30 protein-coding genes and 1 other RNA gene are annotated in these 25,713 nt (G+C 47.5%); 19 read left to right on the forward strand and 12 right to left on the reverse strand.

Annotated elements, in window-relative coordinates; translation table 11 throughout:
- Positions 1-167 precede the first annotated feature (167 nt).
- On the forward strand, positions 168-989 hold the full coding sequence (locus GA565_RS20625) for a DUF6585 family protein (RefSeq protein ID WP_152200484.1): 822 nt from the start codon (positions 168-170) through the stop codon (positions 987-989).
- 127 nt (positions 990-1,116) lie between these two features.
- On the opposite strand, the gene rseC is transcribed toward GA565_RS20625, so the two are convergent.
- From rseC to rpoE, 4 genes are read right to left on the reverse strand one after another with little or no spacing between them, the layout of a single operon-like run.
- Positions 1,117-1,590, reverse strand: a complete 474-nt coding sequence (gene rseC, locus GA565_RS20630; RefSeq protein ID WP_152200486.1) for a SoxR-reducing system protein RseC — start codon at positions 1,588-1,590, stop codon at positions 1,117-1,119.
- Between the two features lie 39 nt (positions 1,591-1,629).
- Complete coding sequence (rseB, locus tag GA565_RS20635; RefSeq protein ID WP_152200488.1) at positions 1,630-2,586, reverse strand: sigma-E factor regulatory protein RseB; 957 nt, start codon at positions 2,584-2,586, stop codon at positions 1,630-1,632.
- Entirely contained in the window at positions 2,586-3,233 is a 648-nt protein-coding gene (gene rseA, locus GA565_RS20640) for an anti-sigma-E factor RseA (protein ID WP_152200490.1), read from the reverse strand. The genes rseB and rseA overlap by 1 nt, the downstream gene beginning before the upstream one ends.
- Positions 3,234-3,263: 30 nt before the next feature.
- On the reverse strand, positions 3,264-3,839 hold the full coding sequence (rpoE, locus tag GA565_RS20645; protein WP_152200492.1) for an RNA polymerase sigma factor RpoE: 576 nt from the start codon (positions 3,837-3,839) through the stop codon (positions 3,264-3,266).
- 214 nt (positions 3,840-4,053) lie between these two features.
- Here rpoE and nadB point away from each other — a divergent pair, with 214 nt between their 5' ends.
- Positions 4,054-5,652 (forward strand): L-aspartate oxidase, encoded by a 1,599-nt coding sequence (gene nadB / locus GA565_RS20650; RefSeq protein ID WP_193311945.1) that lies wholly within the window; start codon positions 4,054-4,056, stop codon positions 5,650-5,652.
- Between the two features lie 55 nt (positions 5,653-5,707).
- Here the strand turns inward: nadB and GA565_RS20655 are convergent, their stop codons facing one another.
- Positions 5,708-6,451 carry a tRNA1(Val) (adenine(37)-N6)-methyltransferase gene (locus GA565_RS20655; protein WP_226951005.1) on the reverse strand — a complete coding sequence of 248 codons (744 nt, stop codon included), beginning with the start codon at positions 6,449-6,451 and terminating at the stop codon, positions 5,708-5,710.
- A 160-nt stretch (positions 6,452-6,611) separates the two neighbouring features.
- Here GA565_RS20655 and srmB point away from each other — a divergent pair, with 160 nt between their 5' ends.
- Complete coding sequence (srmB, locus tag GA565_RS20660) at positions 6,612-7,928, forward strand: ATP-dependent RNA helicase SrmB (RefSeq protein ID WP_152200495.1); 1,317 nt, start codon at positions 6,612-6,614, stop codon at positions 7,926-7,928.
- A 304-nt stretch (positions 7,929-8,232) separates the two neighbouring features.
- On the opposite strand, the gene grcA is transcribed toward srmB, so the two are convergent.
- Complete coding sequence (gene grcA, locus GA565_RS20665; RefSeq protein ID WP_152201672.1) at positions 8,233-8,616, reverse strand: autonomous glycyl radical cofactor GrcA; 384 nt, start codon at positions 8,614-8,616, stop codon at positions 8,233-8,235.
- 205 nt (positions 8,617-8,821) lie between these two features.
- On the opposite strand from grcA, the gene ung reads away from it, so the two are divergent.
- Positions 8,822-9,502 carry a uracil-DNA glycosylase gene (ung, locus tag GA565_RS20670; protein ID WP_152200496.1) on the forward strand — a complete coding sequence of 227 codons (681 nt, stop codon included), beginning with the start codon at positions 8,822-8,824 and terminating at the stop codon, positions 9,500-9,502.
- Positions 9,503-9,574: 72 nt separating this feature from the next.
- Here ung and grpE read toward each other — a convergent pair whose 3' ends face one another.
- A complete protein-coding gene (gene grpE, locus GA565_RS20675; RefSeq protein ID WP_152200498.1) occupies positions 9,575-10,162 on the reverse strand; it encodes a nucleotide exchange factor GrpE in 588 nt (195 codons plus the stop codon).
- Between the two features lie 137 nt (positions 10,163-10,299).
- Here grpE and nadK point away from each other — a divergent pair, with 137 nt between their 5' ends.
- The 3 genes from nadK to bamE all read left to right on the forward strand — a co-directional run bounded on the left by nadK (position 10,300) and on the right by bamE (position 13,399).
- Positions 10,300-11,178, forward strand: a complete 879-nt coding sequence (nadK, locus tag GA565_RS20680; protein WP_152200500.1) for an NAD(+) kinase — start codon at positions 10,300-10,302, stop codon at positions 11,176-11,178.
- Positions 11,179-11,277: 99 nt separating this feature from the next.
- Positions 11,278-12,939 carry a DNA repair protein RecN gene (recN, locus tag GA565_RS20685; RefSeq protein WP_152200502.1) on the forward strand — a complete coding sequence of 554 codons (1,662 nt, stop codon included), beginning with the start codon at positions 11,278-11,280 and terminating at the stop codon, positions 12,937-12,939.
- 112 nt (positions 12,940-13,051) lie between these two features.
- Positions 13,052-13,399: an outer membrane protein assembly factor BamE gene (gene bamE / locus GA565_RS20690; RefSeq protein ID WP_055776515.1), complete on the forward strand. Its 348-nt coding sequence runs from the start codon at positions 13,052-13,054 to the stop codon at positions 13,397-13,399.
- Positions 13,400-13,474: 75 nt separating this feature from the next.
- Here bamE and GA565_RS20695 read toward each other — a convergent pair whose 3' ends face one another.
- Together GA565_RS20695 and GA565_RS20700 are read right to left on the reverse strand one after the other, a co-directional pair.
- On the reverse strand, positions 13,475-13,759 hold the full coding sequence (locus GA565_RS20695) for an RnfH family protein (RefSeq protein WP_152200504.1): 285 nt from the start codon (positions 13,757-13,759) through the stop codon (positions 13,475-13,477).
- Entirely contained in the window at positions 13,752-14,186 is a 435-nt protein-coding gene (locus GA565_RS20700) for a type II toxin-antitoxin system RatA family toxin (protein ID WP_055776509.1), read from the reverse strand. The genes GA565_RS20695 and GA565_RS20700 overlap by 8 nt, the downstream gene beginning before the upstream one ends.
- Before the next feature lie 156 nt (positions 14,187-14,342).
- On the opposite strand from GA565_RS20700, the gene smpB reads away from it, so the two are divergent.
- The 6 genes from smpB (at position 14,343) to GA565_RS20730 (ending at position 19,835) form a co-directional block, all read left to right on the forward strand.
- A complete protein-coding gene (gene smpB / locus GA565_RS20705; protein ID WP_152200505.1) occupies positions 14,343-14,825 on the forward strand; it encodes an SsrA-binding protein SmpB in 483 nt (160 codons plus the stop codon).
- Positions 14,826-14,874: 49 nt separating this feature from the next.
- Positions 14,875-15,255: a transfer-messenger RNA gene (gene ssrA / locus GA565_RS20710) on the forward strand.
- 192 nt (positions 15,256-15,447) lie between these two features.
- Positions 15,448-16,641, forward strand: coding sequence for an integrase domain-containing protein (locus GA565_RS20715; protein WP_152200507.1), 1,194 nt, complete (start codon positions 15,448-15,450; stop codon positions 16,639-16,641).
- A gap of 26 nt (positions 16,642-16,667) precedes the next feature.
- Complete coding sequence (locus tag GA565_RS20720) at positions 16,668-17,849, forward strand: SIR2 family protein (protein ID WP_152200509.1); 1,182 nt, start codon at positions 16,668-16,670, stop codon at positions 17,847-17,849.
- Positions 17,842-19,626: an ATP-binding protein gene (locus GA565_RS20725; protein ID WP_193311946.1), complete on the forward strand. Its 1,785-nt coding sequence runs from the start codon at positions 17,842-17,844 to the stop codon at positions 19,624-19,626. The genes GA565_RS20720 and GA565_RS20725 overlap by 8 nt, the downstream gene beginning before the upstream one ends.
- Positions 19,626-19,835, forward strand: coding sequence for a KTSC domain-containing protein (locus tag GA565_RS20730; protein WP_152200511.1), 210 nt, complete (start codon positions 19,626-19,628; stop codon positions 19,833-19,835). The genes GA565_RS20725 and GA565_RS20730 overlap by 1 nt, the downstream gene beginning before the upstream one ends.
- Positions 19,836-20,136: 301 nt before the next feature.
- On the opposite strand, the gene GA565_RS20735 is transcribed toward GA565_RS20730, so the two are convergent.
- From GA565_RS20735 to GA565_RS20740, 3 genes are read right to left on the reverse strand one after another with little or no spacing between them, the layout of a single operon-like run.
- Positions 20,137-20,313, reverse strand: a complete 177-nt coding sequence (locus tag GA565_RS20735) for an ogr/Delta-like zinc finger family protein (RefSeq protein WP_152200513.1) — start codon at positions 20,311-20,313, stop codon at positions 20,137-20,139.
- 6 nt (positions 20,314-20,319) lie between these two features.
- Entirely contained in the window at positions 20,320-20,490 is a 171-nt protein-coding gene (locus GA565_RS24675) for a hypothetical protein (protein WP_193311947.1), read from the reverse strand.
- A 44-nt stretch (positions 20,491-20,534) separates the two neighbouring features.
- Positions 20,535-21,104, reverse strand: coding sequence for a hypothetical protein (locus GA565_RS20740; protein WP_152200515.1), 570 nt, complete (start codon positions 21,102-21,104; stop codon positions 20,535-20,537).
- A 567-nt stretch (positions 21,105-21,671) separates the two neighbouring features.
- Here GA565_RS20740 and GA565_RS20745 point away from each other — a divergent pair.
- From GA565_RS20745 to GA565_RS20770, 6 genes are read left to right on the forward strand one after another with little or no spacing between them, the layout of a single operon-like run.
- Positions 21,672-21,932: an AlpA family transcriptional regulator gene (locus GA565_RS20745; protein WP_152200516.1), complete on the forward strand. Its 261-nt coding sequence runs from the start codon at positions 21,672-21,674 to the stop codon at positions 21,930-21,932.
- The gene (locus tag GA565_RS20750; RefSeq protein WP_152200518.1) at positions 21,929-22,159 is read left to right on the forward strand and encodes a hypothetical protein; all 231 of its coding nucleotides are present in this window, start codon (positions 21,929-21,931) and stop codon (positions 22,157-22,159) included. Before GA565_RS20745 ends, GA565_RS20750 begins: the two co-directional genes overlap by 4 nt.
- A 13-nt stretch (positions 22,160-22,172) precedes the next feature.
- Positions 22,173-22,697: a host cell division inhibitor Icd-like protein gene (locus GA565_RS20755; protein WP_152200520.1), complete on the forward strand. Its 525-nt coding sequence runs from the start codon at positions 22,173-22,175 to the stop codon at positions 22,695-22,697.
- Positions 22,694-22,957, forward strand: coding sequence for a hypothetical protein (locus tag GA565_RS20760; protein WP_120160895.1), 264 nt, complete (start codon positions 22,694-22,696; stop codon positions 22,955-22,957). Before GA565_RS20755 ends, GA565_RS20760 begins: the two co-directional genes overlap by 4 nt.
- Positions 22,954-23,295, forward strand: coding sequence for a DUF5375 family protein (locus tag GA565_RS20765; RefSeq protein WP_152200521.1), 342 nt, complete (start codon positions 22,954-22,956; stop codon positions 23,293-23,295). Before GA565_RS20760 ends, GA565_RS20765 begins: the two co-directional genes overlap by 4 nt.
- 11 nt (positions 23,296-23,306) lie before the next feature.
- Positions 23,307-25,637 carry a primase-helicase zinc-binding domain-containing protein gene (locus tag GA565_RS20770; RefSeq protein WP_152200523.1) on the forward strand — a complete coding sequence of 777 codons (2,331 nt, stop codon included), beginning with the start codon at positions 23,307-23,309 and terminating at the stop codon, positions 25,635-25,637.
- The last annotated feature ends 76 nt before the right edge of the window (positions 25,638-25,713 follow it).

Below are 25,713 nucleotides of genomic sequence, written 5' to 3' on the forward strand. Positions count from 1 at the left end.
CACCAAGCCTTTTTCAGTTTAGGAAAATGCTCATTTACTGGACGGGGGAAATACAATTAACTGATTGTTATAAAAATAAATTTTTGTGATACATAACTCATATTTTTCTTTAAATAATTTTAACTATTTACAATCTTTATTATTCAATCGGTCACAAGGTTAATGTCATGATCAATGAAGGTCGGCTGCTTAGCCGGCATGGCTTTGCAAGAGTAAATTCATGGGTAACCATGGTTCTCGCTACGCTGTTGATGGTAGCGGGAGCCGTGCAGCTAGTGATTTTGCTCACGTTTGGAAAAAACGGCTATTTCGGCCAGCACACTATTCTTATGTCGACTATTTTCAGCATTTCGCTGGGAATACTGCTGATTATTTTACGCCAATTTATTAAACCCCGACAAATATTCCAACTCTATGAAAATGGCGTATTGGTCATTTCAAAACCGGATAATAAAAATAAATTTATTCCATTCGAGACAATTAACGACATCTATCGTTACCGCTCCGGAAAATATACCAGAAAGATATTAAATACCATGGCCTTCCGCGAAAGCTCAGATAAACCCTGGTACAAAATATCGCCCAATATTGCGCACGCAGATCGGCTAATTGAAGTCATTAAAAATGAGCAATTATTACTTCGTGGGCCTCAGGCGTTGAATACGCTCGCACAGGGAGGCGCGGTTGGTTTTAGCTATCTGACTGAGAGTAAAAGTAAGATACGCCGCTTTCTGCGCGGTAACTTTTTGATGATGAATGAGAAGAAATTGCAGCTCTCCGCCCGCTCTCTGGACTGCGATGACGGCCACCATATTGCAATCGGGGAAGTTCACTTTATCAGCGGCGGCAGCAACAGCCAGACGATAAAACTGCTAGACATGCACGGCAGATCGCTATTCTCAGTCGCTTATACGTCGTTATTCAGTGCAGATTTGTTTATCGCACTTATTGAGCACATGATTCAAAACCGCATCCCGATACGGGGTTAAGTCCCAGGACAAACAGAGGTTGAAGAGTTAAAAGCGCCCGCCATTGATTAGTTCAACGGGACGCTTTTGCAGATGCAGTGTAGTGTAGTGTTTAGGGGGAGAAAACGTTGGGCAGAGAAGACAGTATTTAAATACTTTTGCTTTCAGGTTGAAAACGGAACGCGTTTGGCGGCAAACCTACCTGCAAGATAACCGGTTGATAGGCTGATTTCTCGGAAACTTTAGCCGCGAAATAGCGCGCAACCCCGAAACCCACCAAACCACCCACTATCGCCCCAATCAGGGCAAAAACATCAGCCTTAAACATCCACTGCAGCATCCCACCACCGAAAATCACACCAAACAGCGGCGTCATGTACACCAGCAGAGCAGAACGCAGCAAACTGCCTTCCATTATTCCCAGCTCAACTTTCTGACCTGGTTCAAGCTGCTCGACACTATGCACCTGCAAGTTATGCTCGGTTTGCGGACCAAGTTCATTGAGAACGCGGGAACCACAACCTGAACGCGAATGACAGCTGCTGCATCCTGCCTGCGTTTCACAACGCAGTTCTGCAACGCCATTTTGCCACGAAATCACCGTAGCCCATTCTTTCATCATCGTCGTTACCCTGCCCGTTACCCGGAAAATTCGGACCTGTTACTGTCCAGAGAACACAATACTATCAGAAATGCGCTTGGCTGTGGAAGGCGGTAGCTCGCCAACCAGGGTAATTTCATTGCCGTTGCGCACTTCAGTCTGTACGGTTCTTCTGCCCTGCCGAACGATTTGTTCAGAGGTCACGCTATTGGTCGGGTTCACGTTAATTGAGAAGCTGAAAACGCCGTCACTGAAAAGTCGCGATTCGATGTTAACCGGTAGATTAGGCAAGTTACGTTTGCTGCGAGAAACCTCTTTGACGCCCTCAGGCAGCCATTTCGGGCTCCAGCTAAACTGCGCAGTGCTGCTTTCGGGAATGCTGAGCACCGGCGGTAAATTGGCTTTTTCGATTCCATTGAAGGCTTCAGCAACACCAGGGTCGACGGTCAAGGAGATCACGCGGAACTGCTCAAGCGTTTCGCCGTCTTTATCGAGAAGATCGACACGCAAAGGCAGTTTGTCTTGCTCGTCTATCCAGATGATAAAGCTGAAACGGGTGCCATCACGTGAAACCACGCGGATTACCTGGCTTGTACGGTCTGCAGCGCGAGCTCGTCCTACGGCGATAAAATCGTAGTATTTAGAAAGCTTGGCAATATCACTAAAAGCAAGTTCAGGCAGTGAATCAACAATATGATCACCAGCCAGCGTGAACGGCTGGAGTCCGCTCTCGAAATAGCTAATGTCGTTCCCGCGTTGCACAACTTCGCGACGAGGGCCGTCCATCAGGAGCAGATCACCGAGCTGCTTTCCATCCGTTTTAGCGTGACGATAGCGATATGAATCAATGCCTTGCTTCGTAATACTGATAAAGGCGAGTTCATAATCCAATGATTGACTGGCAGCACTCATTTGTTGCAATAACGCCTCGGGAGAAGGTTGACTCTCGGCCGAGGCGGTATGAATTGCAAACAAACTGCTTGTCAGTAGAGAAACAGCATACAAAAATTGCTTCATTACTGCGTTTGCGTTCCTAATGACTGGTTACCTGGGACTTGAATAGCGGCCTGCTGTGGAGCAGTTGAGTCCAGCTGAAGCTGATCGGAATGCAATCTGCGCTGCAACTCATAATCCTGCAGAATAGCGTTAATGCGTTTACGCTGCTCTTGCATGTTCTGCGGCCCGCTTGCGGTGCTGCCTTCGTTCGGCACGCCGAAGCTAACAGGCGAGGCTTTGCCCATCATTGGCAATGTGTTAAATGCGGGTGTTTCGGGCGATGCACCGGTCGCATCTGACTGACCATAGTGCTGCACGCCAACGATAACGGCCAAAGACACACAGGCGGCAACGCCAATCTGCGTAATCTGGCTGGCCCAAGGGCGAACTTTGTGCCAGAAAGGCATCTTTTGCCAGGTATGTGGCAAAGGTTGCGATTCTTTAGTCGCGCCAGGAACAAGTTTGGCAGGTTCATTTGCCAAAGCAGCAGCGACTCTATCAGCGATATCCAGATGCACAACGTTGCCCATATCACCGCGCATAGTGTCGCGGATCAAATGGTAACTTTGCCAACTTTCCTGGAGCGTTTTATCGTTTGAAAGCGAACTTAACAGTTCGGAATCAACCGATTCACCATCCATCAGAGCTGAAAGCTTTTCTTTCTGCATGCCTAAATACCCTTTAAGTGTCCGCCATCGCTAACGCTGAATCAGCGGTTGAACTTTATTATCAATAGCTTCTCGAGCACGGAAAATACGGGATCTCACCGTGCCCACCGGGCAATCCATGATGGCGGCTATCTCTTCATAGCTCAAACCATCCAACTCCCTGAGAGTAATTGCCATCCGCAAATCTTCAGGAAGCGCTTCAATAGTCCGAAAAACAATCTGTCTCAACTCTTCTGACAACATTAAGTTCTCAGGGTTCGATATTTCTTTTAGTGCACCACCACTTTCGAAGTTTTCAGCATCTATTGCATCCACATCGCTAGAGGGAGGGCGTCGGCCCTGCGCAACTAAGTAGTTCTTCGCCGTGTTGACGGCAATTCTATATAACCAGGTGTAAAAAGCGCTATCCCCACGAAATGACTCCAGTGCGCGATAGGCCTTTATAAAGGATTCCTGAACCACATCGGGAACATCGCCCTGTGGAACGTAGCGGGAAACAAGGCTCGCCACTTTATGCTGGTAGCGAATAACCAGTAAATTGAACGACTTTTGATCACCTTTCTGGACCCGCTCGACCAGAACCTGATCTGCTAACTGCTCGCTCATCCGAGGTAATCTCTCCCCAAAGCTATCTCCACGCTAAAAGTCGTACTGCCAGCTTTCATCATTATTTTCCTGAGCAAGTACTGCTTGGAGTTTAAACAGAATGTTAAGTTCCATAAAACAAAAAGTTTTTTAAACCGATGATTGTGCTCGTGGCTTTTGCCAGTCCATTTAGGCTAACATGAATTTCCTTCTTCTTCTGCAAACATCATACGTTATGCAACCTTCATCCGACTTTGTTAGTGATGTATTGATTATAGGAAGTGGTGCCGCCGGCCTTTCATTAGCATTACGCCTCGCAGACCACTGTAAAGTCACGGTATTGAGCAAGGGGCCACTCAATGAGGGCTCCACGTTCTACGCACAAGGCGGTATAGCGGCCGTTTTTGATGAAACAGACAGCATTGACTCCCACGTTGACGACACGCTTATCGCAGGCGCAGGACTGTGCGATAAGGAAGCGGTCGAATTCATCGCCAGTAATGCCAAGCACTGCGTGCAGTGGCTAATCAATCAGGGCGTTTTGTTTGACACTGAAACCAGCGACAGTACCGAACGTTATCATCTCACGCGAGAAGGCGGCCACAGCCATCGGCGTATTCTGCATACTGCTGATGCAACTGGCAAAGAAGTAGAAACCACGCTGGTAGGTAAAGCAAGAGCCCACCCCAATATTAGCGTAAAAGAGCGCTATAACGCGGTTGACCTTATTACTTCAAGCAAACTGGGCCTGCCCGGTACACAGCGGGTTGTTGGCGCCTACGTATGGAATCGCGATATTGAGCAGGTCGAAACGATGCGCGCCAAATCGGTGGTGCTGGCGACCGGCGGGGCTGCCAAAGTCTATCAATACACCACCAATCCCGACGTTGCCTCAGGTGACGGCATCGCCATGGCCTGGCGTGCGGGTTGTCGAGTCGCCAATCTCGAATTCAACCAGTTTCACCCAACCTGCCTTTACCATCCTCAGGCACGCAATTTTCTACTGACAGAGGCGCTGCGCGGTGAAGGCGCATACCTCAAGCGCCCTGACGGCACGCGCTTTATGCCCGATTTCGACCCGCGTGGCGAGCTGGCACCGCGTGACGTAGTGGCTCGCGCTATCGATCACGAGATGAAACGGCTCGGCGCCGACTGCATGTATCTGGATATCAGCCATCGCCCGCCTGAATTCATCAAACATCACTTCCCGATGATTGACGAAAAACTGCTTTCATTAGGCATTGACCTGACCCGGGAGGCGATCCCGATAGTGCCTGCTGCACACTACACCTGTGGCGGCGTGATGGTGGACCAACACGGCAGAACGGATCTTGATGGGCTGTATGCCATTGGTGAAGTCAGCTATACCGGGTTGCACGGCGCGAATCGCCTGGCGTCTAACTCATTGCTCGAGTGCCTGGTGTATGGCTGGTCAGCGGCCGAGGATATTTTACAGCGCCTGCCGAACATCAAAATGCCCAAAAGCCTGCCGCCATGGGACGAAAGCAAGGTAGATGACTCAGACGAAAAAGTGGTTATACAGCACAACTGGCACGAGCTGCGGCTATTTATGTGGGACTACGTCGGTATTGTTCGTACCACCAAACGTCTGGAACGCGCACTGCGCCGCATCACTACCCTGCAGCTGGAAATTGACGAATATTATGCCAATTTCCGTATCTCAAATAATTTGCTGGAGCTGCGTAACCTGGTTCAGGTAGCTGAGCTCATCGTACGCAGTGCCATGGCAAGGAAAGAGAGTCGCGGCTTGCACTTCACGCTTGACTATCCAGACTTGCTCGAACACTCACAGCCGACGATTTTACAACCATGAATTCCCTGACCTCAGATTTAAATCAAAAATGAATCGGAAAGAAATCAGGAATAACTCAGTAATTCAGATAAAAATCAGTAATCAAAGCTCTGAACTCCGCGCTATAAACGTTAAGTTTCTCGCGGAGTGCCAGCTCCTGATAGTCGGGCAGCTGAGCCTGCTTTGATAGCGCGAGCAGCATGCGATTTAAGGGTTTTTCTGGCCGGTCACGAATATCGAGACGCGCCTGAGTGTGCCACCCAAGGGCCTGCCCCGCCTTTTCGAACGACAGCCCTATGTCATAAGGCAGTACCACGCAAAAAGTGCCGTTTGCCGTGAGAAGATTATTAGCGCACTCCAACAGCGCATGGTGAGTTAATGTTTCAGTGTAACGTGCGGCGTTTCTCGCTTCATCACGACAGGCAACGGCGGCCTCAAAATAGGGCGGATTACTCACAATCAGGTCGTACTTATGCAACGTATCGTGGGCAAAATCGTTAATGTCTTGCGCGAACACGCTCAGGCGGGAAGACCACGGAGATTCGGCAAAATTTTCTCCCGCCTGCAAGGCTGCAACGGATTCAAGCTCGACGGCGTCAACGCAAACGTCGTCTTGCGTTCTCTGTGCGAGCATAAGAGCCACAAGTCCGGTCCCGGTTCCAATATCAAGAATACGAGAAACATGATCTACTGGAGCCCATGCGCCTAGCAGCACGCCGTCGGTGCCTACTTTCATTGCACATCTGTCGTGAGCAACAAAAAATTGTTTAAAAGTAAACCCGTTACGCCGTAAAGGCTTGTTGCTGGCGGCTTCAGTCACTACGCTTTCCTGTTATATTCACCCGAGTATCAGGGTGCTAATGGCACAATGGGCTAAGCATAAGACAAAGCCTTTATGAGTAAAAGCGACCGTTTACGCTTAAATAGGTGAAGATCGCGGCCAACACGTCTATAATCGGCGCCCCAAGTAGAGGTAGACCATGACTGTAACGAATTTTTCCGAACTCGAACTCGATGAACGCCTGATCGAAGCACTGACCGATAAAGGCTATAGCCGCCCGACTGCTATTCAGGCAGAGGCAATTCCGCCCGCGATGGACGGACGCGATGTGTTGGGTTCGGCGCCTACCGGCACCGGCAAGACCGCAGCATTTCTGTTGCCCGCATTGCAACATTTGCTGGACTTTCCGCGTAAAAAGTCTGGTCCACCGCGTGTTTTAATCCTGACGCCAACGCGTGAGCTGGCGATGCAGGTTGCTGACCAGGCGCGCGAGCTTGCTGCACATACTGACTTAGACATCGCGACCATTACCGGCGGCGTTGCCTATATGAACCACGCTGAAGTTTTCAGCGAAAATCAGGACATCGTTGTCGCGACTACTGGTCGTTTGCTTCAGTATATTAAAGAAGAAAACTTCGACTGCCGCGCGATTGAAACGCTGATCCTCGATGAAGCCGACCGCATGCTCGACATGGGCTTTTCCCAAGATATTGAAACGATTTCTGCCGAAGCACGTTGGCGTAAACAGACGTTGCTGTTTTCCGCAACGCTTGAAGGCGAAGCAATTCGTGAGTTTGCCGAACGTATTTTGACTGAGCCGGTTGAGATTGAAGCCGACCCGTCACGACGTGAACGCAAGAAAATTCTGCAGTGGTACTATCGCGCCGATGATTTAAAGCATAAAACTGCCCTGCTGTGTCATTTGCTGAAACAGGAAGACGTGACCAAGTCCGTTATCTTTGTGCGTAAGCGCGAGCGTGTGCACGAGCTGGTTGCCCTGTTACGTGAAGCAGGCATCAACTCTTGTTACCTTGAAGGCGAGATGGTGCAGGTCAAGCGTACCGAGGCGGTTAAACGTATGGTCGAAGACCGCGTTAACGTGCTGGTTGCTACTGATATCGCCGCCCGTGGTCTCGATATCAACGATATCAGCCATGTATTCAACTTTGACATTCCGTTGACCGCAGACACCTACCTGCACCGCATTGGCCGTACGGGTCGCGCAGGCCGTAAAGGCACGGCAATTTCACTGGTAGAAGCGCATGACCATCTGCTGTTGGGTAAAATTGAACGTTACCTGGATCAGCCGCTTAAATCGCGTGTGATCGACGAACTTCGTCCGACCACTAAGGCGCCTAGCGCTAAAACAACCGGCAAACCTTCTAAAAAGGTGCTGGCCAAGCGTAAAGAGAAGCAGAAGCAAGAGACTGAAAAATCGAAGGTAAAAGTGAAAGTACGTCATCGCGACAGTAAAAACGTCGGTAAACGGCGTAAGTCGAGTACAGAAGCAAGTTAATCACAATTGTTGCCTCGGTTTATTCTCAGCGGGCCCTGTCTATGACAGGGCACGCTGCTTTCTGATAAAGCGACAGATTCCGCAGGCAAAAAAAATCCCGACCATTGTGAATGGCCAGGAGGCGCAATATAAGCGCTAACACCAATGGAATACCTCTTACTGTGACAAGCACCCAGCAGAAGATAAGCGAATCATCGATGTAACGCCATGATTGACATATGATTTACTTGTGAAGATCTTCTGATGAAAACCACAGTTCTCATCCTTATGAATGAGCGACTCCCGATTTTCACCTGATTTTGATTTACAGACTTTCGGTAAAAGTACGCGTTATTACATCACGCTGTTGCTCAGGCGTCAGCGAATTAAAGCGAACGGCATAGCCCGAAACGCGAATAGTTAGCTGCGGATATTTTTCAGGATTTTTTACCGCATCTTCCAGCGTTTCACGACGCATCACGTTCACATTAAGATGCTGACCACCCTCAACGCGGACGGTCGGTGCGAACTCCAAAGGCACCTCACGATACTCAAACTTCCCAAGCTCGCTTAAGGCAATAATCTGATCTTCCTCATAGCCAGATTGCGCACAAACGCATCTTGCCTCGTCTTTTTCATTGTCTAACAGCCAAAATGAATTTTTCAACGCTTCATTATTGGACTGAGTTATCTGGATCCCAGTGATCATCATTTTTCTCCCTACTTTTATAAGAGAACGGGTCAACGATTGCTGGTTCAATTATCCAGCAATCCTCCTTAGTGTGATCCCTGTATACCAATTTCGGAGAAAATGAGCCTTGATAGAAATCAATTTAAGGCCAGAGAGAGTATCTCTGGCTGACACGAGGAGGTAAGCTACACATATTAAGATTTCGCATAAATGGAGAGCGCTTATGGCAGCCCCGCTCACTTGGCACGACGTGATTGGCCAGGAAAAACAGCAGAGTTATTTTGTCGATACCCTGAAATTTGTCGCCACTGCGCGCGCAGCAGGGAAAACAGTTTACCCCCCCCAGGAAGACGTTTTTAACGCGTTCCGCTCAACCGAGTTCTCACAGGTAAAAGTCGTTATACTCGGCCAGGATCCCTATCACGGACCTAATCAGGCCCACGGGCTGTCTTTCTCGGTAAAGCCCGGCGTTCCTGCGCCCCCTTCCTTGGTTAATATGTATAAAGAACTGGCGACGGATATTCCGGGTTTTGTTCGCCCAAACCATGGTTATCTGCAAAGCTGGGCAGATCAGGGCGTGCTGCTGCTTAACACCGTGTTAACTGTGGAAGGTGGACAGGCCCATTCGCACGCAAAATTGGGCTGGGAAACCTTTACCGATAAAGTGATCAGCACGCTGAATACGCACCGTGAAGGCGTGGTATTTTTACTTTGGGGCTCTCACGCACAGAAAAAGGGCAGCATCATAGATACTGCTCGGCATCGAGTGCTCAAAGCCCCCCATCCGTCACCATTGTCGGCCCACCGAGGATTTCTTGGCTGTAAACATTTTTCAATGACTAATGAATTGTTGAAACAACAAGGCCTGACGCCGATTGACTGGATGCCCAAATTGCCAGAATAAGCAGCATGGCCATTAAGTTAGCGATAAAAAAGGCACCGCGTGGGTGCCTTAGTTATTTGATGCTGAATTAAATCACGCTTTAGCTTTGGAAACTGCAACCATTGCAGGACGCAGCAAACGCCCATTTAGCGTATAACCTTTTTGCATAACCATGATTACATGGTTTGGCTCGAGCTCTGCAGACTCCATCAGGGTCATTGCCTGATGCAGCTCTGGGTTAAACGGTACATGAACGTCGGCAACGACTTCCAAACCGAACTTGTGAACGGCACTCAGCAACGACTTAAGCGTCAGCTCAACACCTTCAATGATTGAAGTGAGTTCAGCATTAGACTTGTCGGCCAGGTCCAGAGCACGCTCCAGATTATCGATAACAGGCAGCAGTTCACCTGAAAATTTCTCAAGGGCAAATTTGTGCGCTTTTTCGATATCCAGCTCGGTGCGACGACGAATATTTTCAACTTCGGCTTTGGCACGCAGCAGGCTTTCACGCTCACGCTGCTGGGCCTCTTTCAGTTGTGCTTCCAGCTCGGCAATACGTGCATCACGCGGATCAACGACGTCAGCCGCCTCAGTTTCCGCTTCCGCATGCAGCACTTGTTCCTGATTCAGTTCATCCGAGGCTTGCTCGTTAGGCGTCTTATGTTCTTTACTACTCATGAATCTCTCCGCGTTTTAGCTTTAGTCTTGCTAGTTGGCTTATTATGGGGATCAAAACTGGGGTTTCAAGGCCTGTTATCTCATTTACAGGTCATACTTCAGGTGTCATACATGCGTTATCGAGGATAACCAAAGCAATGAATAAAAAATTTGAGTGTATTGGGATTGTCGGTCATCCCCGCCATCCTTCTGCTCTGGCTACCCATGAAATGCTTTATCATTGGCTCGTGTCTAAAGGACATAAAGTTATTGTAGAGCAACAGGTTGCACAAGAATTAGCATTGGAAAACGTGCAAACCGGCAGTCTCTCGGATATCGGAAAACTCGCCGATCTTGCTGTCGTTGTGGGTGGCGACGGTAACATGCTCGGTGCAGCCAGAGTACTGGCGCGCTATGACATAAAAGTGATTGGAATTAACCGCGGAAATTTGGGATTCCTTACTGACCTGGACCCCGATAATGCGTTACAGCAGCTCGATGATGTGCTGAAAGGCGAATATATCAGCGAACAACGCTTCCTGCTAGAAGCGCTGGTGCGCTGCGGCGACAAGCAGTGTCGGGTTAGCACAGCCATTAATGAGGTGGTTCTGCATCCTGGCAAGGTTGCGCACATGATTGAATTTGAAGTTTATATCGATGATCGCTTTGCATTTTCACAGCGTTCCGACGGTCTGATTATTTCGACGCCGACCGGTTCAACGGCCTATTCACTCTCGGGCGGTGGTCCGATCCTGACGCCAACGCTTGACGCCATTGCGCTGGTGCCGATGTTCCCGCACACCCTGTCGGCTCGCCCTCTGGTGATCAACAGCAGCAGTACCATTTGCCTGCGTTTTTCACACATGAGTACAGACCTCGAAATAAGCTGTGATAGCCAAATAGCGCTGCCTATTCAGCAAGGTGAAGAAGTGATTATCAGGAGAAGTGATTATTATCTGAATCTAATACACCCGAAAGACTATAGCTATTTCAATACGTTAAGCACAAAATTAGGGTGGTCTAAAAAATTATTCTGATTTTTTTATGAAATCAGACTTGCTGGGGCTTTACTGTATATAAAACCAGTTTATACTGTACGAAATTACAGGTCTGTTTTTTTATACAGGAAGGTGATCATGCTAGCGCAATTAACCATTAATAACTTTGCCATTGTTCGCGAGTTAGAAATTGATTTTCATGCGGGTATGACAGCAATAACCGGCGAAACCGGTGCAGGTAAATCCATCGCCATCGATGCTTTGGGCCTTTGTTTGGGCAGCAGAGCCGATGGCAATGCTGTTCGCTTGGGCACCCAACGTGCCGATGTCTGTGCACGCTTTACGCTTGCAGATACACCTTCAGCCAAACAGTGGCTCATTGACAATCAGCTCGATGAGGGTCAAGACTGCCTTCTGCGCCGCACAATCAGCGCCGATGGCCGCTCTCGCGGCTTTATAAACGGTACGCCGGTGCCTTTGTCACAGCTTCGCGAAATCGGCCATCATCTGATTCAGATCCATGGCCAACATGCACATCAGCTTTTGGTTAAACCAGAGCATCAAAAGCAATTGCTTGACGCCTATGCAGCGCAGTCATTCCTGCTTTCACAAATGCGTGCCGCCTACCAAAACTGGCACCAAAGCTGCCGCCTGCTGGCGCAATTTCAGCAGCAGGTCAACGAACGAGAATCTCGTCGTCAGCTGCTACAGTATCAACTCAAAGAACTTAATGAATTTGCTCCACTGCAGGGCGAATATGAGCAAATTGATGAAGAGTACAAACTTTTGGCCAATAGTGGTCAGTTGCTCTCTCTTAGCCAGAGTGCGCTGTATCTATTGAGCGACAGTGAAGATCAAAACATCAGCACCCTGCTCTACATGGCTAAAACCAAGCTCACCGAGCTGGCAGAGCTAGATGGAAAGATGAATGACCTGATCGTCATGCTCGACGACGCGTCAATTCAGATTAGCGAAGCCAGCGATGAACTGCGTCATTACAGCGAAAGGCTTGAGATGGATCCTAATCGCCTTTTTGAGCTCGAACAACGCATGTCACGGCAGATGGCCCTGGCGCGTAAGCACCACGTGTCGGCGGAAGAGCTACCCGAGCTGCATCGTCAATTGCTTGAAGAACAAAGCGCCCTGGACCAGCAGGAAACCAATCAGGCTGAACTGAGTGAGGCAGTAAGCATTCATCACCAACAGGCAATAGACATTGCCCACGCGCTGCACCAGCAACGCCAGCATTTTGCCGATGAGTTGACTCAACTGATCACCCAAAGCATGCAAACACTCTCAATGCCTCACGGAAAATTCAATATTCAGGTACAATTTGTTCCGGAAAATTTGAGTATCGAAGGCGCTGACCGTATCGAGTTTCAGGTGACCACCAACCCGGGACAACCTTTGCAAGCCTTGGCAAAAGTAGCTTCCGGGGGCGAACTTTCCCGTATTGCCTTGGCAATTCAGGTGATCACCGCACAAAAAATGGAAACTCCAGCGCTAATTTTTGACGAAGTTGACGTCGGTATCAGTGGCCCAACCGCTGCGATTGTCGGTAAACTACTGCGCCAGCTAGGTGAGTCAACGCAGGTTATGTGCGTTACCCATTTACCTCAGGTTGCAGGTTGCGGTCATCAGCACTATTTTGTTAGCAAAGAAACAGATGGCGAAGTGACTGAAACTCAGATGAGCCGGCTTGATAAAAAAGCACGTTTGCAGGAATTAGCCCGTCTGCTGGGAGGGAGTGAGGTCACACGTAACACCCTTGCCAATGCAAAAGAGTTGTTAGCGGCGTAAAAACCTCAACTTTTTTACATTTCAGCGGTCATACTGGTGCCCTGCAAAGGTTTCAAACTGATGAAAGGTCTATTATCATCTGCATCTTATGCCCTAAAGGAATGTAAAGACTATGCGCTGTAAAACGCTGACTGCCGTTGCCGGAGCACTTTTGATGCTTACTGCCGGTTGTTCCACTCTGGAAAAGGTCGTTTATCGTCCTGATATTAATCAGGGAAATTACCTGGCTCCTGCTGATGTACAGAAGATCCATACCGGGATGACCAAGCAACAGGTTGCTTATATCCTTGGTACACCAATGATGGATGACCCATTCGGCAACAACACTTGGTTCTATGTGTTCCGCCAGTGGCCAAGCCATGAAGACGTCAAGCAACAGACATTGACTCTGACCTTTAATGAGGCAGGTGTGTTGACGAACGTTAACAACAAGCCAAAAATTGACGACCAGAACTCCTGATATCCCGGTTTTGATGCCCATTGGCACCAGCCAGTAACATCTTTCAGGGTAAAAAAATAAGGCGCTTTAAGCGCCTTATTTTTTAGACTGTTCAGCCCGTAATCTACGAAGCTCTTTCGGATCGGCAATAAGAGGCCGATAAATCTCGACTCGATCACCGTCGCTTACCACATCGCTCAACTTTACTGGTCTGCTATAAATACCCACTTTATTGCTGTCCAGGTCTATCTCACGACGTAACTCCAATAATCCAGAAGCCTCAATGGCCTGTTTGACGCTGCTGCCCTCGGCAAGTCTTACAGTTTTTAGATACTGACGCTCCGGTAAGGCATAAACGACCTCGACAGAGACCTCAGACACTGTAGACCTCTTTCGCGCGCTGGGTAAAAGCCTGCACCATGTTACCAGCCAGCTCTTTGAAAATTTTACCAAAAGCCAGTTCAATCAGTTTGTTGGTGAATTCAAAATCCAAATTCAACTCAACTTTACATGCCTCTGGGCTGAGCGCAGTAAAATGCCAACCGCCCATCAACTTGCGAAAAGGTCCATCAACGAGCTGCATATCAATGCTCTGATTACTGGTTAAGGTATTTTTGGTGGTAAAAGTTTTGCTGATACCCGCTTTAGCAACGTCTACTGCGGCCGTCATTGAGTTATCAGTTTTATCCAGTACGCGACTTCCCGTGCAGCCGGGAAGAAATTGCGGATAAGCATCCACGTCGTTTACCAGGTTGTACATCTGTTCCACGCTAAATGGCACTAGCGCAGAACGGCTTATATGTGGCATATCATTTTCCAGGTGTCATAAAACATACAGATCATATCATTTATCGCGCCTCGGGCAAAAATCTCGGGAAAGATAAAGCACAAGCTGTGAAAAACTACGTCAGTAAACGTACAGGGGATTTCTTTCGCCAGTGCTTACAGTATAATAAGTATCACTATGACAAAGAAAAAAGCACATAAACCCGGTTCCGCAACCATTGCAATGAACAAACGCGCTCGCCATGAATATTTCATAGAAGATGAAATTGAGGCAGGTATTTCTTTGCAAGGATGGGAAGTAAAATCACTGCGTGCGGGCAAAGCCAACATAGCTGACAGTTATGTGACGTTCAGAGACGGGGAAGCTTTCCTGTTTGGTGCAACCATTACACCGCTGAACGTTGCTTCGAGCCATGTTGTCTGCGAGCCGATGCGTACCCGTAAACTCTTAATGAACAGACGTGAACTTGATAAGCTGTTCGGTAAGGTAAACCGCGATGGCTATACGGTAGTTGCTCTCTCAATGTACTGGAAAAATGCCTGGACCAAAGTCAAAATCGGTTTGGCTAAAGGTAAGCAAGATCACGACAAGCGCGATAATGCCAAAGATCGCGAGTGGGCAGTTGATAAAGCACGTATTATGAAAAACGCCAAACGTTAAGTCTCTGGCCTAACGGGGTAAAGTTCTGATATACTGCTAACAGTTCTTTGGGGCTGATTCTGGATTCGACGGGATTTGCGAAACCCAAGGTGCATGCCGAGGTGCGGAGGCCTCGTAAAAAACCGCAAAAAAAATAATTGCAAACGACTCGCAATTCGAATCTGCTGCTTTAGCAGCTTAATCAGTCTAATACACTGAAGGTTCCCTTTCTCCCTAGCCTCCGCTCTTAGGACGGGGATCAAGAAAGGTCAAACCCAAAAGAGCTCGCGTAGACATCCTGCCTGGGGTGAAAGCGTTAAAACTAATCAGGCTAGTTTGTTAGTGGCGTGTCCGTCCGCAGCTAACCGGTGAATGTGATGACTGGACTAAGCATGTAGTGCCAACGGCGTAGTAATTTCGGACGGGGGTTCAAATCCCCCCAGCTCCACCAAATAGTACTCCGGTTATTACCAGATAAGTCCGGAGAAGTCCTGAAAGCCCGCATCCCTTCTAGGTTTGCGGGCTTTTTTGTGTCTGTAGAAGTCCGAGAAGATCCGCCTGAAACCGGCGTCTATTGGTATACGAATTGGTATACGCTAAGATATATACCAATAAACGTATACCAATTAGGGAAGATCCTTGCATGGCGCGGACTACACGCCCCCTCACCCACACCGAAGTACAAAAAGCCAAAGCCACTGATAAAGACCTCACCTTACATGACGGTGACGGACTCTTTCTCCTGGTCAAAACCACCGGCAAGAAAATTTGGCGTTTCCGCTATCAGGTTCCTAACACATCAAAACGCACCATGATCAGCCTTGGCGCTTACCCTGCACTTTCACTGGCTGATGCCAGAGAAGTCCGAGCTGAGAAGCTGGCGATGTTAGTCAAAGGGATCGACCCGCAAGCAAGAGCTGGCGAAGAAGCTGAAAAGCTCCAGATCGCTCAGGAAAGCATTTTCGTCAATGTTGCACGTAAATGGTTCGAGCTGAAACAAAGTCACGTCAGCGCTGACCATGCTAAAGATATCTGGCGTTCTATTGAGAAAGACATCCTGCCGAGTATTGAAAATGTTCCTGTTCAGGAGCTGAAAGCACGCGCCTTGATCCAGGTGTTAGAACCAATCAAAGCGCGGGGAGCATTGGAGACGGTCAGAAGGTTAGTGCAGCGCATCAATGAAATTATGATTTATGCGGTGAATGTTGGACTGATTGGGGCAAATCCAGCTTCAGGTATAGGTAATGCTTTTGAACGCCCGAAGAAGCAGCACATGCCCACAATACGCCCTGAAGAACTGCCCAAGCTAATGCGCACCATTTCGATGAGCAATTTATCAATACCAACCCGCTGCCTGCTTGAATGGCAGTTACTGACGTTAATACGCCCTGCCGAAGCATCGGCAACAGCCTGGTCAGAGATCGATATAGAGAATAAGCAGTGGTGTATTCCGGCAGAACGTATGAAAGCAAAGCGCGACCATATAGTCCCGTTGTCGGAACAAGCCTTAGAGCTGCTGGAAATCATGCGTCCAATAAGTGGTAATCGTCAGTACGTTTTCCCTAGCCGCAATGACCCACGTAAGCCTATGAACAGCCAAACTGCGAATGCAGCATTGAAACGTATCGGGTATGGGGGAAAGCTCGTTGCCCACGGCCTACGTTCTATCGCTAGCACAGCCATGAATGAAGCAGGATTCAACTCTGACGTAATAGAGGCAGCTTTAGCGCATAGTGATAAAAATGAAGTAAGGCGTGCATATAATCGTTCGACATATTTAGAACAAAGAGTATCTTTAATGAACTGGTGGGGAGACCATACCAGAAATCATTTTTAAAAATTGAAAATTGAAAAGGATGATCAATGGTTACCTCTATACATAATCCTGATAGATACATGTTTGATCTTCGTCAAATTGTTACAAATGGGAGAAAAAAAATAGGAGTCCTTATTGGTGCAGGGGCTCCTGTAAGTATAAATATTGGTATGAATGGCGTGTATGAACCATTAATACCGAATATTGAAGGATTAACAAAGCAGGTCAGAGAACGTTTAAATGAAAGCGAAAATGCCCTTTTCACTAACATTTCGCAAAAATCTGCGGATTTTAACCTAGAAAAACTGTTATCAGAGGTACGCACTTTAGCCGATGTTATTGGTGAGCATGTAGTATACGGTGCAAACTCACTGGGTTACAAATCTTTAGAAAAATCAATCTGTAAAGCAATCAAAGAAGTTGTTAGCAAACAACTTCCTGATGGGCCTAATCCATATTCTGAACTTGTTTCATGGATAAACGGAATAAATAGAATACACGGCGTTGAAATATTCACAACGAACTACGACTTGTTATGTGAAGATGCCTTAGAGCGTTCCCAAACACCATTTTTTGATGGTTTCACCGGTTCAAGAAACGCATTTTTTGACCCGTCTAGTATTTCCACTAATGACCTACCTCCCCGCTGGGTAAGGTTGTGGAAGCTTCACGGTTCAATAGGATGGAAGATGAATGATAATGGACAGGTAATTAGGGTTCCTGAGTGCGAAGAATCATCAATGGTATACCCGTCACATATCAAATATACACAGACTCAAGCAGCTCCGTTCTCATCATTATTTGAAAGACTTAAAAACTTTCTAATGGAACCAGATACATTATTGTTAACAACAGGTTTCTCATTTGCAGATGCACATATTTCATCAAAAATAAGCGAATGTCTTTCAGCAAATCCTACAAGTGCTGTGATTGCGTTTCAATATAAAGACTTAGAATATGAAAATGATGCTATTAATCTAGCTTTAAAAAATCCTAACTTAAGCATTTACTGTAGAAATGGCGCAGTTATTAACTCAATAAAGGCTCAATGGAAGACTGGCGAACTTCCTAGCAAGAATTGGGATATAGTCAGGAAAGAATACTTACATGAAAATAACTTTATTCTTGGCGATTTTAAGTCTCTAGCTAGGTTTTTGGCCATTGCTGGGGGCGAAGTATCAAGCCAATCGCTCATACAACCTCGCGATGAGGATGAAAATAATGAGTAGTTCTACTTCAATTGGTAATGTCATATCAATATCCAGCTCATCTATAATTTTGAGGCTATCAAGTAAAGTCAGTTCAGGTCTCCTCATGCTTGAAGGGAGAACGCATAAAGTAGGGCAAGTAGGAAGCTTTATCCGAATACCACAAGGTTATAATAACTTATATGGCGTTATCGCTGCCAGTAACGAGTCTTCACTAATTGATGAATTTGATGGTATACAATCTGATCGACGATTATTAACAGTTGAACTTATTGGCGAAAGTTCTGGCGGTTTTTTTGAGCGTGGAATCAGCCAATATCCATCAGTAAATGATGAAGTTCATCTAGTACTAGATAAGGATCTTAGAACAATTTATGGTGATCATGGACAGAACATGGTCTGTATAGGGAAACTATCTAGTTCTGAGAGTATAGACGTAAATATTGATGTAGATAAATTAGTAACACGGCACTCAGCAATTCTTGGCTCAACAGGCTCTGGAAAATCAACAAGTGTTTCTAGTATTTTACGCTCTATAAGTAATAAATCAGTATTAAAAAGCAGCTCAGCCAGGATAATCCTTATTGATATTCACGGTGAGTATTCGGCTGCACTAAGAGATATATCTAAGACATTTTCTATTGAACCAAAAGAAAATGAAGAGAAACTCGTAGTTCCTTATTGGTCCATATCCCCAGAAAAATTAATTGATTTTTTATGTGGTAATATAAATGAGACCAGTAAAAATAACGTCCTTGAAATGATTACTGAACATAAGAAAAATCTCGCCAAAATAAACGACCTCAACTACATTGATGAAGATAAAATTACGGCCTACTCTCCAATTCCTTTTGATATAAAAAAGATTTGGCACGAACTCTGTTATAATGATACTGTAACATACTTAGATGAAGAAAAAATCAACCCAGCTTATAATAATGATCAGAAAGGTGATAGTAGTAAATTAATTCCCCCTAAGTTTTTGCCAGCTAACCCCGGAACCAAACCTCCTCAAAAAGGTGGCAACAACCTTATCACAAGAAATTTAGAACAAATGAGGTGTCGGTTATTAGACAATCAATTTTCTTTTTTCCTATCGCCTGATGATTATACCCCTCAGCCTAATGGAATAATAAAAAAAGATATTAATGCACTATTAAGTAGTTGGATTGGTCATGACAAGCCCATATCAATAATTGATTTGTCGGGAATGCCTTCAACTCAATTAGATATGTTACTTGGCTCAATTCTTGACATCATATTTGAAGCTGCCATCTGGGGTAGGAATTTAGCCATTGGAATGAAGAAAAGGCCAGTTCTTCTGGTTCTTGAAGAAGCCCATCGATACTTATCCATTAATGACAGTGGGTTATCTAAATATATGGTGCAGCGGATTGCCAAAGAGGGTAGGAAATTTGGCGTTGGTGCAATGATTGTCAGTCAAAGACCATCAGAAATAGATGAAACTATACTTTCGCAATGCGGCACTCTCTTTGCTCTCCGTTTAAGTAATTCTAATGATCGCTCTAGAGTAAAATCAGCAATGTCAGATGGTCTCAGTGCATTAATCGATAGTCTTCCTATCCTCAGGACTGGGGAAGCTATTGTCATTGGTGAGGCGACTAAACTCCCTTCGAGATGTAAAATAAAACTTCCTCCTGAAGGTTTTTATCCAGATAGTGCTGACCCTCAGGTATCTATCTCATGGAATAGTAATAATACTGATACTGAAGATGATTATATCCCTTTAATTAAAGCTTGGCGAAAATCAAAACCACTAAAAGACGAGGAAAAATAATGCTAAGAGTCAATGTAGCTTCATCAAACATATCATCTATTGGCTATGATGCCGATACTCAGACGTTGGAAATTGAATTCCTCAGCGGAAGAATCTATGAATACTACAATGTTCCTAATGACACATATGACGAATTAATGAATGCGTCATCTATTGGATCATATTTTAGTAGAAATATAAGAAATATATTCCCTACTCAGCAAGTTTAGTTTTCTGCGAAAAGGCAGCGCGCGCAATTCTCCCCGCCTGCCCGCTGCTGACTTAGCTCACTGGTTTTAATGCATGAAGTAAAGCCTCTGAAAGCCAGTGTAGCAAGGGTTTTGAGCCATTTTGAGCATTCCCAATTGCATGCAAAACCATGCGCCCTATGCATGCAGAGCTTACAAGGACAGGCTAGCCAGAGAAAAGGCTGTCAGGAGGGAGGGTTTTGCACCGTATTAATGAAAAATGCCGCCTTATTCGAAAGCGGCACTTGAGATCATTTTTTGGGGAATTGAAACAAGCTGAAATTTATATTTTCTGCTTCATATTTTCCCTTTTAACGATTTTACTGACGCTTTCATTTGTTTTAAATGCGCATGAACACTCCAGCCTGGTGCACTGATAATAAGACTCCTTTGTCTGTTCGGTGATATAACGGCTTGTGCGAATGTGAGAAACAGAGCTGCAAAGTGGGCAGCGCATCATTTGTCGTTACTCCTTACTTGTAGCAGCACGCTCTGCCAGTTTACGGGCCAGTAACTGCCTTTTTATCGGGCTTTTTAATAGCGGCACATCTACACCAGGCAGCGTAGGAGAATGCGTCCCAATTTTCTCCAGCACAGGTTCAGCATCCATGTTTAACTGACCGATGCGAGCCGCCACGATAAGCGCCTTGCCAATTTCAGCGCTGATAATTTTGGCGGGCTCTACATAATGACCGGATTGTGTTTCCTGGTAGCTGACGTTGATAATGCCAGAAGTTTAAGTTTCACAGCGCGCACCAGCGCCGGACTGAGATTGTTGATGGCCAGTCGCCACTGATGGTCAGCATAGGCATTGAGTGCGCTGCGGTGGGCGCTAATCAACGCATCCCCGACATTAGCACAATCCAACATCGCTGATTCTTTCTCGACACTCAATTCCTCAATCAGGTCATCGAACTCTTTAACCAATCCCTGCTGAATAGCCCGGTGACTGTGCGCGTTCTTGAGTTCGTCAGTCATAACCCCGCGTGACTTGCGAAAACGCGAACGCCAGCTCTCTTCGTTCTCTTTGATTTCGCTGTTCGCCGTTTCTTTTTCCTGGGCGCAGCGGGCAATCGAACTTTCAATTTCATCAAGTGCACGCTTTTTCTCAGCAAACGCCGCTTTGGCCTGCTCAAAGTGTTGGATAGCACCTTCCGCGTTCCCTGGTGATGGCTTTTCGTTGTGACCGGCTTTGACCTGAAGAAAGTCCTGGATAACGGCTTCGACGGTTTTGGTTGAATCGGGTTTCATGGCATACCTCAGCAATATGTTGTCAATGTGAGGATATTGTGGGGGAGGCTGGCACAACATTTCTATTTGAAGGCGTTTGTTCAGCGCTGGTACAACAGACTGAGACGTAAGCCATGAAAATGGAGAGAGTTTATATTTCTATAAATACTATTCACTACTGTTCACTATAAAATAAAACATCATTAAATCATTAAGTTAAGCAGTGAACACCTTGCCTAAAGGTATTCACTTCCTTTTCACTACTCTTCACTGTCTGCAAATCTTTCTCTGGCTAGCCAAAAAATAAATAAATGTTTATTCCTATTGATATATTAATTTCAATCGTTAAAACAGCTTAACCAACTGAGCGTTAAATAACCTACTGAGTAGCATTGAGCATTATTGATTAACATTGGCAATCATTGGCAAAGTGGCTCAAATCCCATTAAAAAAAATACAAAGCATTTCAGGTGTTTTGTCGTTCGGAGGCTTGTTGCTAAACGCAAAAATATTCTCACAATAGGGGGCTCCTTAACGAAACAGCCGGTACTGGACGCTTCCAGTCGGATACAAATATGAGGTAGCACCATGCTCTCCACCGCTCAAAATACGCCCCCTTCTTCTGCCCCTGTGATGCCACCGGTTTACCCACGCGATCGCTTTATGCGACTGCCGGAAGTGATCCACACCACTGGCCTGTCCCGCTCAACCCTGTACGACTTAATCAGCCGTCAGCAATTTCCTGCCCAGATTTCTCTCGGTGGCAAGAATGTGGCCTGGCTGGCCTCCGAGATTGAGGGCTGGATGAATGACCGCATCGCCGCACGCGCTCAGGAGACCATGCAATGATTTCTCTGTCTGTCGGTCATCATAATATCCAGCTCAATACACAAGAGGCGGCCTATCTGGCTGAAGGCCTGATGGCTGCCGCCTGCGGCAGAAAAAACCCTTTGCCTGCATTTACCAGCAATACCCTGGGCGTGTTGTCCGTAACAACCGAAAGCGTTATTTCAGGGGATGATTCACACTTCCGATCAAATCCGCAGCAGTCCGATCAAGTCCTGACCGATTGCTAAGGAGAAACGGCTAATGCTTCAAAAAAGGCTTTTATCTGGCGAGCCCCTGCTCTATAGTTTTTGTGCTGCCGCAAAATCGGCAGCCGGGCGTAGGAACCCGTGTTTAACTATGGCGACACAACACGCGCCAGGCGTGTTTTTTTATGTCGTAGCCTTAGCGCACCTGTTACTTGCTCAGTGGTTTTTGTACCTCTGTGCTTATCAAGCAATGGTGGCTCAGGCGGGGCAGCCTTCGGGCTGGCCGGTTTCCATAGTTGCCGGTATTCCTACCCCCGTCTGGGCTACCACCCAAAAGTGTAGGAACTTCGGTGGTAGCTGTAATCAGCTAACTATGGAGGCCAATATTTTGGCTACTACCCTCGCATCCTTACACCCAAAATTTACGTTCCTGTTCGCCGCCGTTCGCCGCGCTGAACCTAAAGCGCCGGTCTGCATGCTGCGCTCCACCGCCGACAGTGAACATTCTGCTCGTCGCCTGTTAGCCCGCGACTATGTGCTGTGTTTTGCCGGTCGCCTGCCCGCTCAGGAGGCCGCATGAACAAGCTCGCTTCCTTCTATTTTCCCAACACCCATTATCCTATCCCGCATGCTGATTTCCTGCGTCTGCAACACGCGCACAACGTCGGCGTGATGTTCCTCGACATGCTTGATACACAGGACACCTTCGGGCATGTACCCAGCGGCGATCAGCTGAATTCCATGGCCTCCGTTGTTGCGCTGCTGACTGACCAGCTCGGCAAAGTGGTAGACACCTGCGAGACCGCCATAAAAACGCAAATGGAGGATGTCTACGAATGAATACGACTCAGCAATCCTGCCTGCCGGTTGAAGTGCTCACCGCCCTCTACCGGCGCGCCCTCGCACAGGCTTATCTCGATGCCTGTACCGCCTACGGCGTTGAAACCGGCTACTCGCTTGATGAACTGCAAATGACCATCGCAAAAGAAGTCGAAAGCTACTATGTCCGTCAGCACGGCGCAAAGCTGGGTATGGACATCGCCTGTGCCATGCTCCGCGACATGGTGCAGCCCGATATTTTGGTGACAAAACCCCGCCTGACACCGCTCGGAGAATCCATGATGGACGAGCTGTTCCGGCCTTGTCTTCACACCACTCCACATACCACGCTGCACTGACAGAGGCGCACATGACACAAATGATTGTTAAAAACACCGTGAGCGCCGCAAAAGGCCGCTGGCCTCAGCTTCTTTCCGCGCTGGGAATAAACGTTGCCCCTCACGGGCATCATTCTCCCTGCCCCGTTTGCGGGGGAAAAGACCGCTTTCGCTTCGATAATCGTGAAGGAAGAGGCACCTGGATATGTAACCAATGCGGTGCCGGTGACGGATTAAACTTGGTTGAGAGAAAACTGGATATCAGTGTGAAAGAAGCCGCCGTGAAGGTGGCTGAAATTCTGGGAGAGGTTCAGCCTCTTACGGTTCATCACGACGAGGCCGCAGAACAAAAGCAAAAAGACAATGCCCGCCATAGGGCAGCCGGTCAGGCCAGAGCGCTGGTGAATGCCGCCCGTAAAGCGGCAGGCAATGCCTATCTGAAGAATAAAGGCTGGCCGGATAAGGAAGCGCTGAACTTACAGGGCTGCGGTCTGCACGTGGGCGGCATAGATTTCGCGGCGGGTGACCTGGTCATCCCGCTTTATGATTTGTCAGGTCACCTGGTCAACGCCCAGCTCATTAACGGGGCGGGGGAAAAATGCACACTTGCGGGTGGGCAGGTTACCGGCGCCGCTCATCATTTTGAAGGGAACGACAACACTGTTATCTGGATGGCAGAAGGCTATGCAACCGGCCTGACAATACATGCGCTGACGGGCGAAACCGTGTATGTGGCACTGAGTGCCAATAACTTCCCTCATCTGGCTGAGTGCCTTCGGGAGAAATACCCTGACGCCGTTCTGTTGATGGCGGCAGATAATGATGAGAACGGAACAGGACAGAAGAAAGCGAAAGAAGCCGCAAATCTGTTCAGCGGGAAGGTTGTGATCCCCTTGGTTGCCGGTGACTGGAATGATGTATTCATGCAGGAAGGGCGTGATAAGACGCTGGAACAGCTCCGCGCTTATACTCAGAAATCTCCGCAGAGCTCTTTCGATACGGTCAGTGACGCAGACCTTAAATCCATGAGCGCAAGCGAGAAAGCGGAACTATTAATAACCCATTATGAACAACGATTAGCTGTGCCGCAGGTGGGAGAAGATCTCTGCCGCTATGAGAACGGTGCGTGGCAGGTATTACCTCACGGTGTTCTCAGCCGTGAGATCGCCGCTTTATTTCAAAAAATCCGCGCGCCCTTCTCTGCACCTGGTATTAGCGGGATTATCGATACCTTGAAGCTGATGGTGCCTCAAACAGGAAAACCGGCGAGAAGATTGATAGGGTTCCGCAATGGAGTGTTTGATACCGTCACAGGACATTTTAGTCCTCATAGTCCAAACAACTGGCTGCGAACAGTAAACAGTGTTGATTACACACAATATAAAGCAGGTGAAAACCTTGCAGCTCATGCCCCTAACTTCTGGCAATGGCTGACGCGGGCGGCAAACCAGCAAAGTGATAAGCAAGAGCGCATTCTCGCGGCGCTTTTCATGGTTCTGGCGAACCGGTATGACTGGCAATTGTTCCTTGAAGTGACAGGACCAGGCGGCAGCGGTAAAAGCGTCATGGCAGCCATAGCGCGCATGCTTGCGGGAGAAGACAACACTACTTCCGCAAGCATTGAGACTTTGGAATCCGCACGTGAGCGTGCTTCTGTGGTCGGATACTCACTGATTGTGTTGCCCGACCAGGAGAAATGGAGCGGCGACGGCGCAGGAATTAAAGCCATCACTGGCGGCGATGCAGTAGCGATTGACCCGAAATATCGTGATGCTTATTCAACACATATTCCGGCGGTTATTCTGGCAGTGAACAATAATCCAATGCAGTTCAGTGACCGCAGCGGCGGTGTCTCGCGTAGGCGCGTGATCATCACGTTCCCCGAGGTGATACCCACGAATGAACGAGATCCACAACTGATAGAGAAAATAGGTCAGGAATTGGCCGTCATCGTTCGCCACCTGATGCAACGCTTTGCCGTTCCTAGTGAAGCACGCGAGCTGTTACAGCAACAGCAGAATTCCGATGAAGCACTGGAAATAAAACGCAGTGCCGATCCGTTGGTAGATTTCTGCGGTTACCTGCTCGCTGTCAGCACACCAAACGGCCTTTATATTGGCAACGCCAACATTATTCCGGCTAACCCGCGCAAGTATCTCTATCACGCATACCTGTCGTTTATGGAAGCGCGAGGGCATCAGCGCCCTATGAGCCTGACGGCCTTTGGTCGGGCTGTACCGCAAACGTTAAGGGAGTATGAAATTGAATTTTTGAAGCGGAAGACTAATCAGGGAATGCAGACCAACCTCACCTTAAACGATGACAGTGAGGCGGATTGGTTGCCGAAGTGCGAAACGCCTTAAGCTAACGTGAATTTGTACTGTATGAAATCACTGTGCATTTAGATTGATATTTTGGCCTGCTTGCAGGCCTTTTGTC

Origin of the sequence: Rouxiella sp. S1S-2 (assembly GCF_009208105.1) — a bacterium.
In the GTDB taxonomy this organism is placed as follows: Bacteria; Pseudomonadota; Gammaproteobacteria; order Enterobacterales; family Enterobacteriaceae; genus Rouxiella.

What these genes read in the sequence shown, in the direction of transcription:
- GA565_RS20625 (WP_152200484.1), top strand. Translation starts at nt 168, where the DNA reads ATGATCAATGAAGGTCGGCTGCTTAGCCGGCATGGCTTTGCAAGAGTA.
- rseC (WP_152200486.1), bottom strand. Translation starts at nt 1,590, where the DNA reads ATGATGAAAGAATGGGCTACGGTGATTTCGTGGCAAAATGGCGTTGCA.
- rseB (WP_152200488.1), bottom strand. Translation starts at nt 2,586, where the DNA reads ATGAAGCAATTTTTGTATGCTGTTTCTCTACTGACAAGCAGTTTGTTT.
- rseA (WP_152200490.1), bottom strand. Translation starts at nt 3,233, where the DNA reads ATGCAGAAAGAAAAGCTTTCAGCTCTGATGGATGGTGAATCGGTTGAT.
- rpoE (WP_152200492.1), bottom strand. Translation starts at nt 3,839, where the DNA reads ATGAGCGAGCAGTTAGCAGATCAGGTTCTGGTCGAGCGGGTCCAGAAA.
- nadB (WP_193311945.1), top strand. Translation starts at nt 4,054, where the DNA reads ATGCAACCTTCATCCGACTTTGTTAGTGATGTATTGATTATAGGAAGT.
- srmB (WP_152200495.1), top strand. Translation starts at nt 6,612, where the DNA reads ATGACTGTAACGAATTTTTCCGAACTCGAACTCGATGAACGCCTGATC.
- grcA (WP_152201672.1), bottom strand. Translation starts at nt 8,616, where the DNA reads ATGATCACTGGGATCCAGATAACTCAGTCCAATAATGAAGCGTTGAAA.
- ung (WP_152200496.1), top strand. Translation starts at nt 8,822, where the DNA reads ATGGCAGCCCCGCTCACTTGGCACGACGTGATTGGCCAGGAAAAACAG.
- grpE (WP_152200498.1), bottom strand. Translation starts at nt 10,162, where the DNA reads ATGAGTAGTAAAGAACATAAGACGCCTAACGAGCAAGCCTCGGATGAA.
- nadK (WP_152200500.1), top strand. Translation starts at nt 10,300, where the DNA reads ATGAATAAAAAATTTGAGTGTATTGGGATTGTCGGTCATCCCCGCCAT.
- recN (WP_152200502.1), top strand. Translation starts at nt 11,278, where the DNA reads ATGCTAGCGCAATTAACCATTAATAACTTTGCCATTGTTCGCGAGTTA.
- bamE (WP_055776515.1), top strand. Translation starts at nt 13,052, where the DNA reads ATGCGCTGTAAAACGCTGACTGCCGTTGCCGGAGCACTTTTGATGCTT.
- GA565_RS20700 (WP_055776509.1), bottom strand. Translation starts at nt 14,186, where the DNA reads ATGCCACATATAAGCCGTTCTGCGCTAGTGCCATTTAGCGTGGAACAG.
- smpB (WP_152200505.1), top strand. Translation starts at nt 14,343, where the DNA reads ATGACAAAGAAAAAAGCACATAAACCCGGTTCCGCAACCATTGCAATG.
- GA565_RS20715 (WP_152200507.1), top strand. Translation starts at nt 15,448, where the DNA reads ATGGCGCGGACTACACGCCCCCTCACCCACACCGAAGTACAAAAAGCC.
- GA565_RS20720 (WP_152200509.1), top strand. Translation starts at nt 16,668, where the DNA reads ATGGTTACCTCTATACATAATCCTGATAGATACATGTTTGATCTTCGT.
- GA565_RS20725 (WP_193311946.1), top strand. Translation starts at nt 17,842, where the DNA reads ATGAGTAGTTCTACTTCAATTGGTAATGTCATATCAATATCCAGCTCA.
- GA565_RS20730 (WP_152200511.1), top strand. Translation starts at nt 19,626, where the DNA reads ATGCTAAGAGTCAATGTAGCTTCATCAAACATATCATCTATTGGCTAT.
- GA565_RS20735 (WP_152200513.1), bottom strand. Translation starts at nt 20,313, where the DNA reads ATGATGCGCTGCCCACTTTGCAGCTCTGTTTCTCACATTCGCACAAGC.
- GA565_RS20740 (WP_152200515.1), bottom strand. Translation starts at nt 21,104, where the DNA reads ATGAAACCCGATTCAACCAAAACCGTCGAAGCCGTTATCCAGGACTTT.
- GA565_RS20745 (WP_152200516.1), top strand. Translation starts at nt 21,672, where the DNA reads ATGCTCTCCACCGCTCAAAATACGCCCCCTTCTTCTGCCCCTGTGATG.
- GA565_RS20750 (WP_152200518.1), top strand. Translation starts at nt 21,929, where the DNA reads ATGATTTCTCTGTCTGTCGGTCATCATAATATCCAGCTCAATACACAA.
- GA565_RS20755 (WP_152200520.1), top strand. Translation starts at nt 22,173, where the DNA reads ATGCTTCAAAAAAGGCTTTTATCTGGCGAGCCCCTGCTCTATAGTTTT.
- GA565_RS20760 (WP_120160895.1), top strand. Translation starts at nt 22,694, where the DNA reads ATGAACAAGCTCGCTTCCTTCTATTTTCCCAACACCCATTATCCTATC.
- GA565_RS20765 (WP_152200521.1), top strand. Translation starts at nt 22,954, where the DNA reads ATGAATACGACTCAGCAATCCTGCCTGCCGGTTGAAGTGCTCACCGCC.
- GA565_RS20770 (WP_152200523.1), top strand. Translation starts at nt 23,307, where the DNA reads ATGACACAAATGATTGTTAAAAACACCGTGAGCGCCGCAAAAGGCCGC.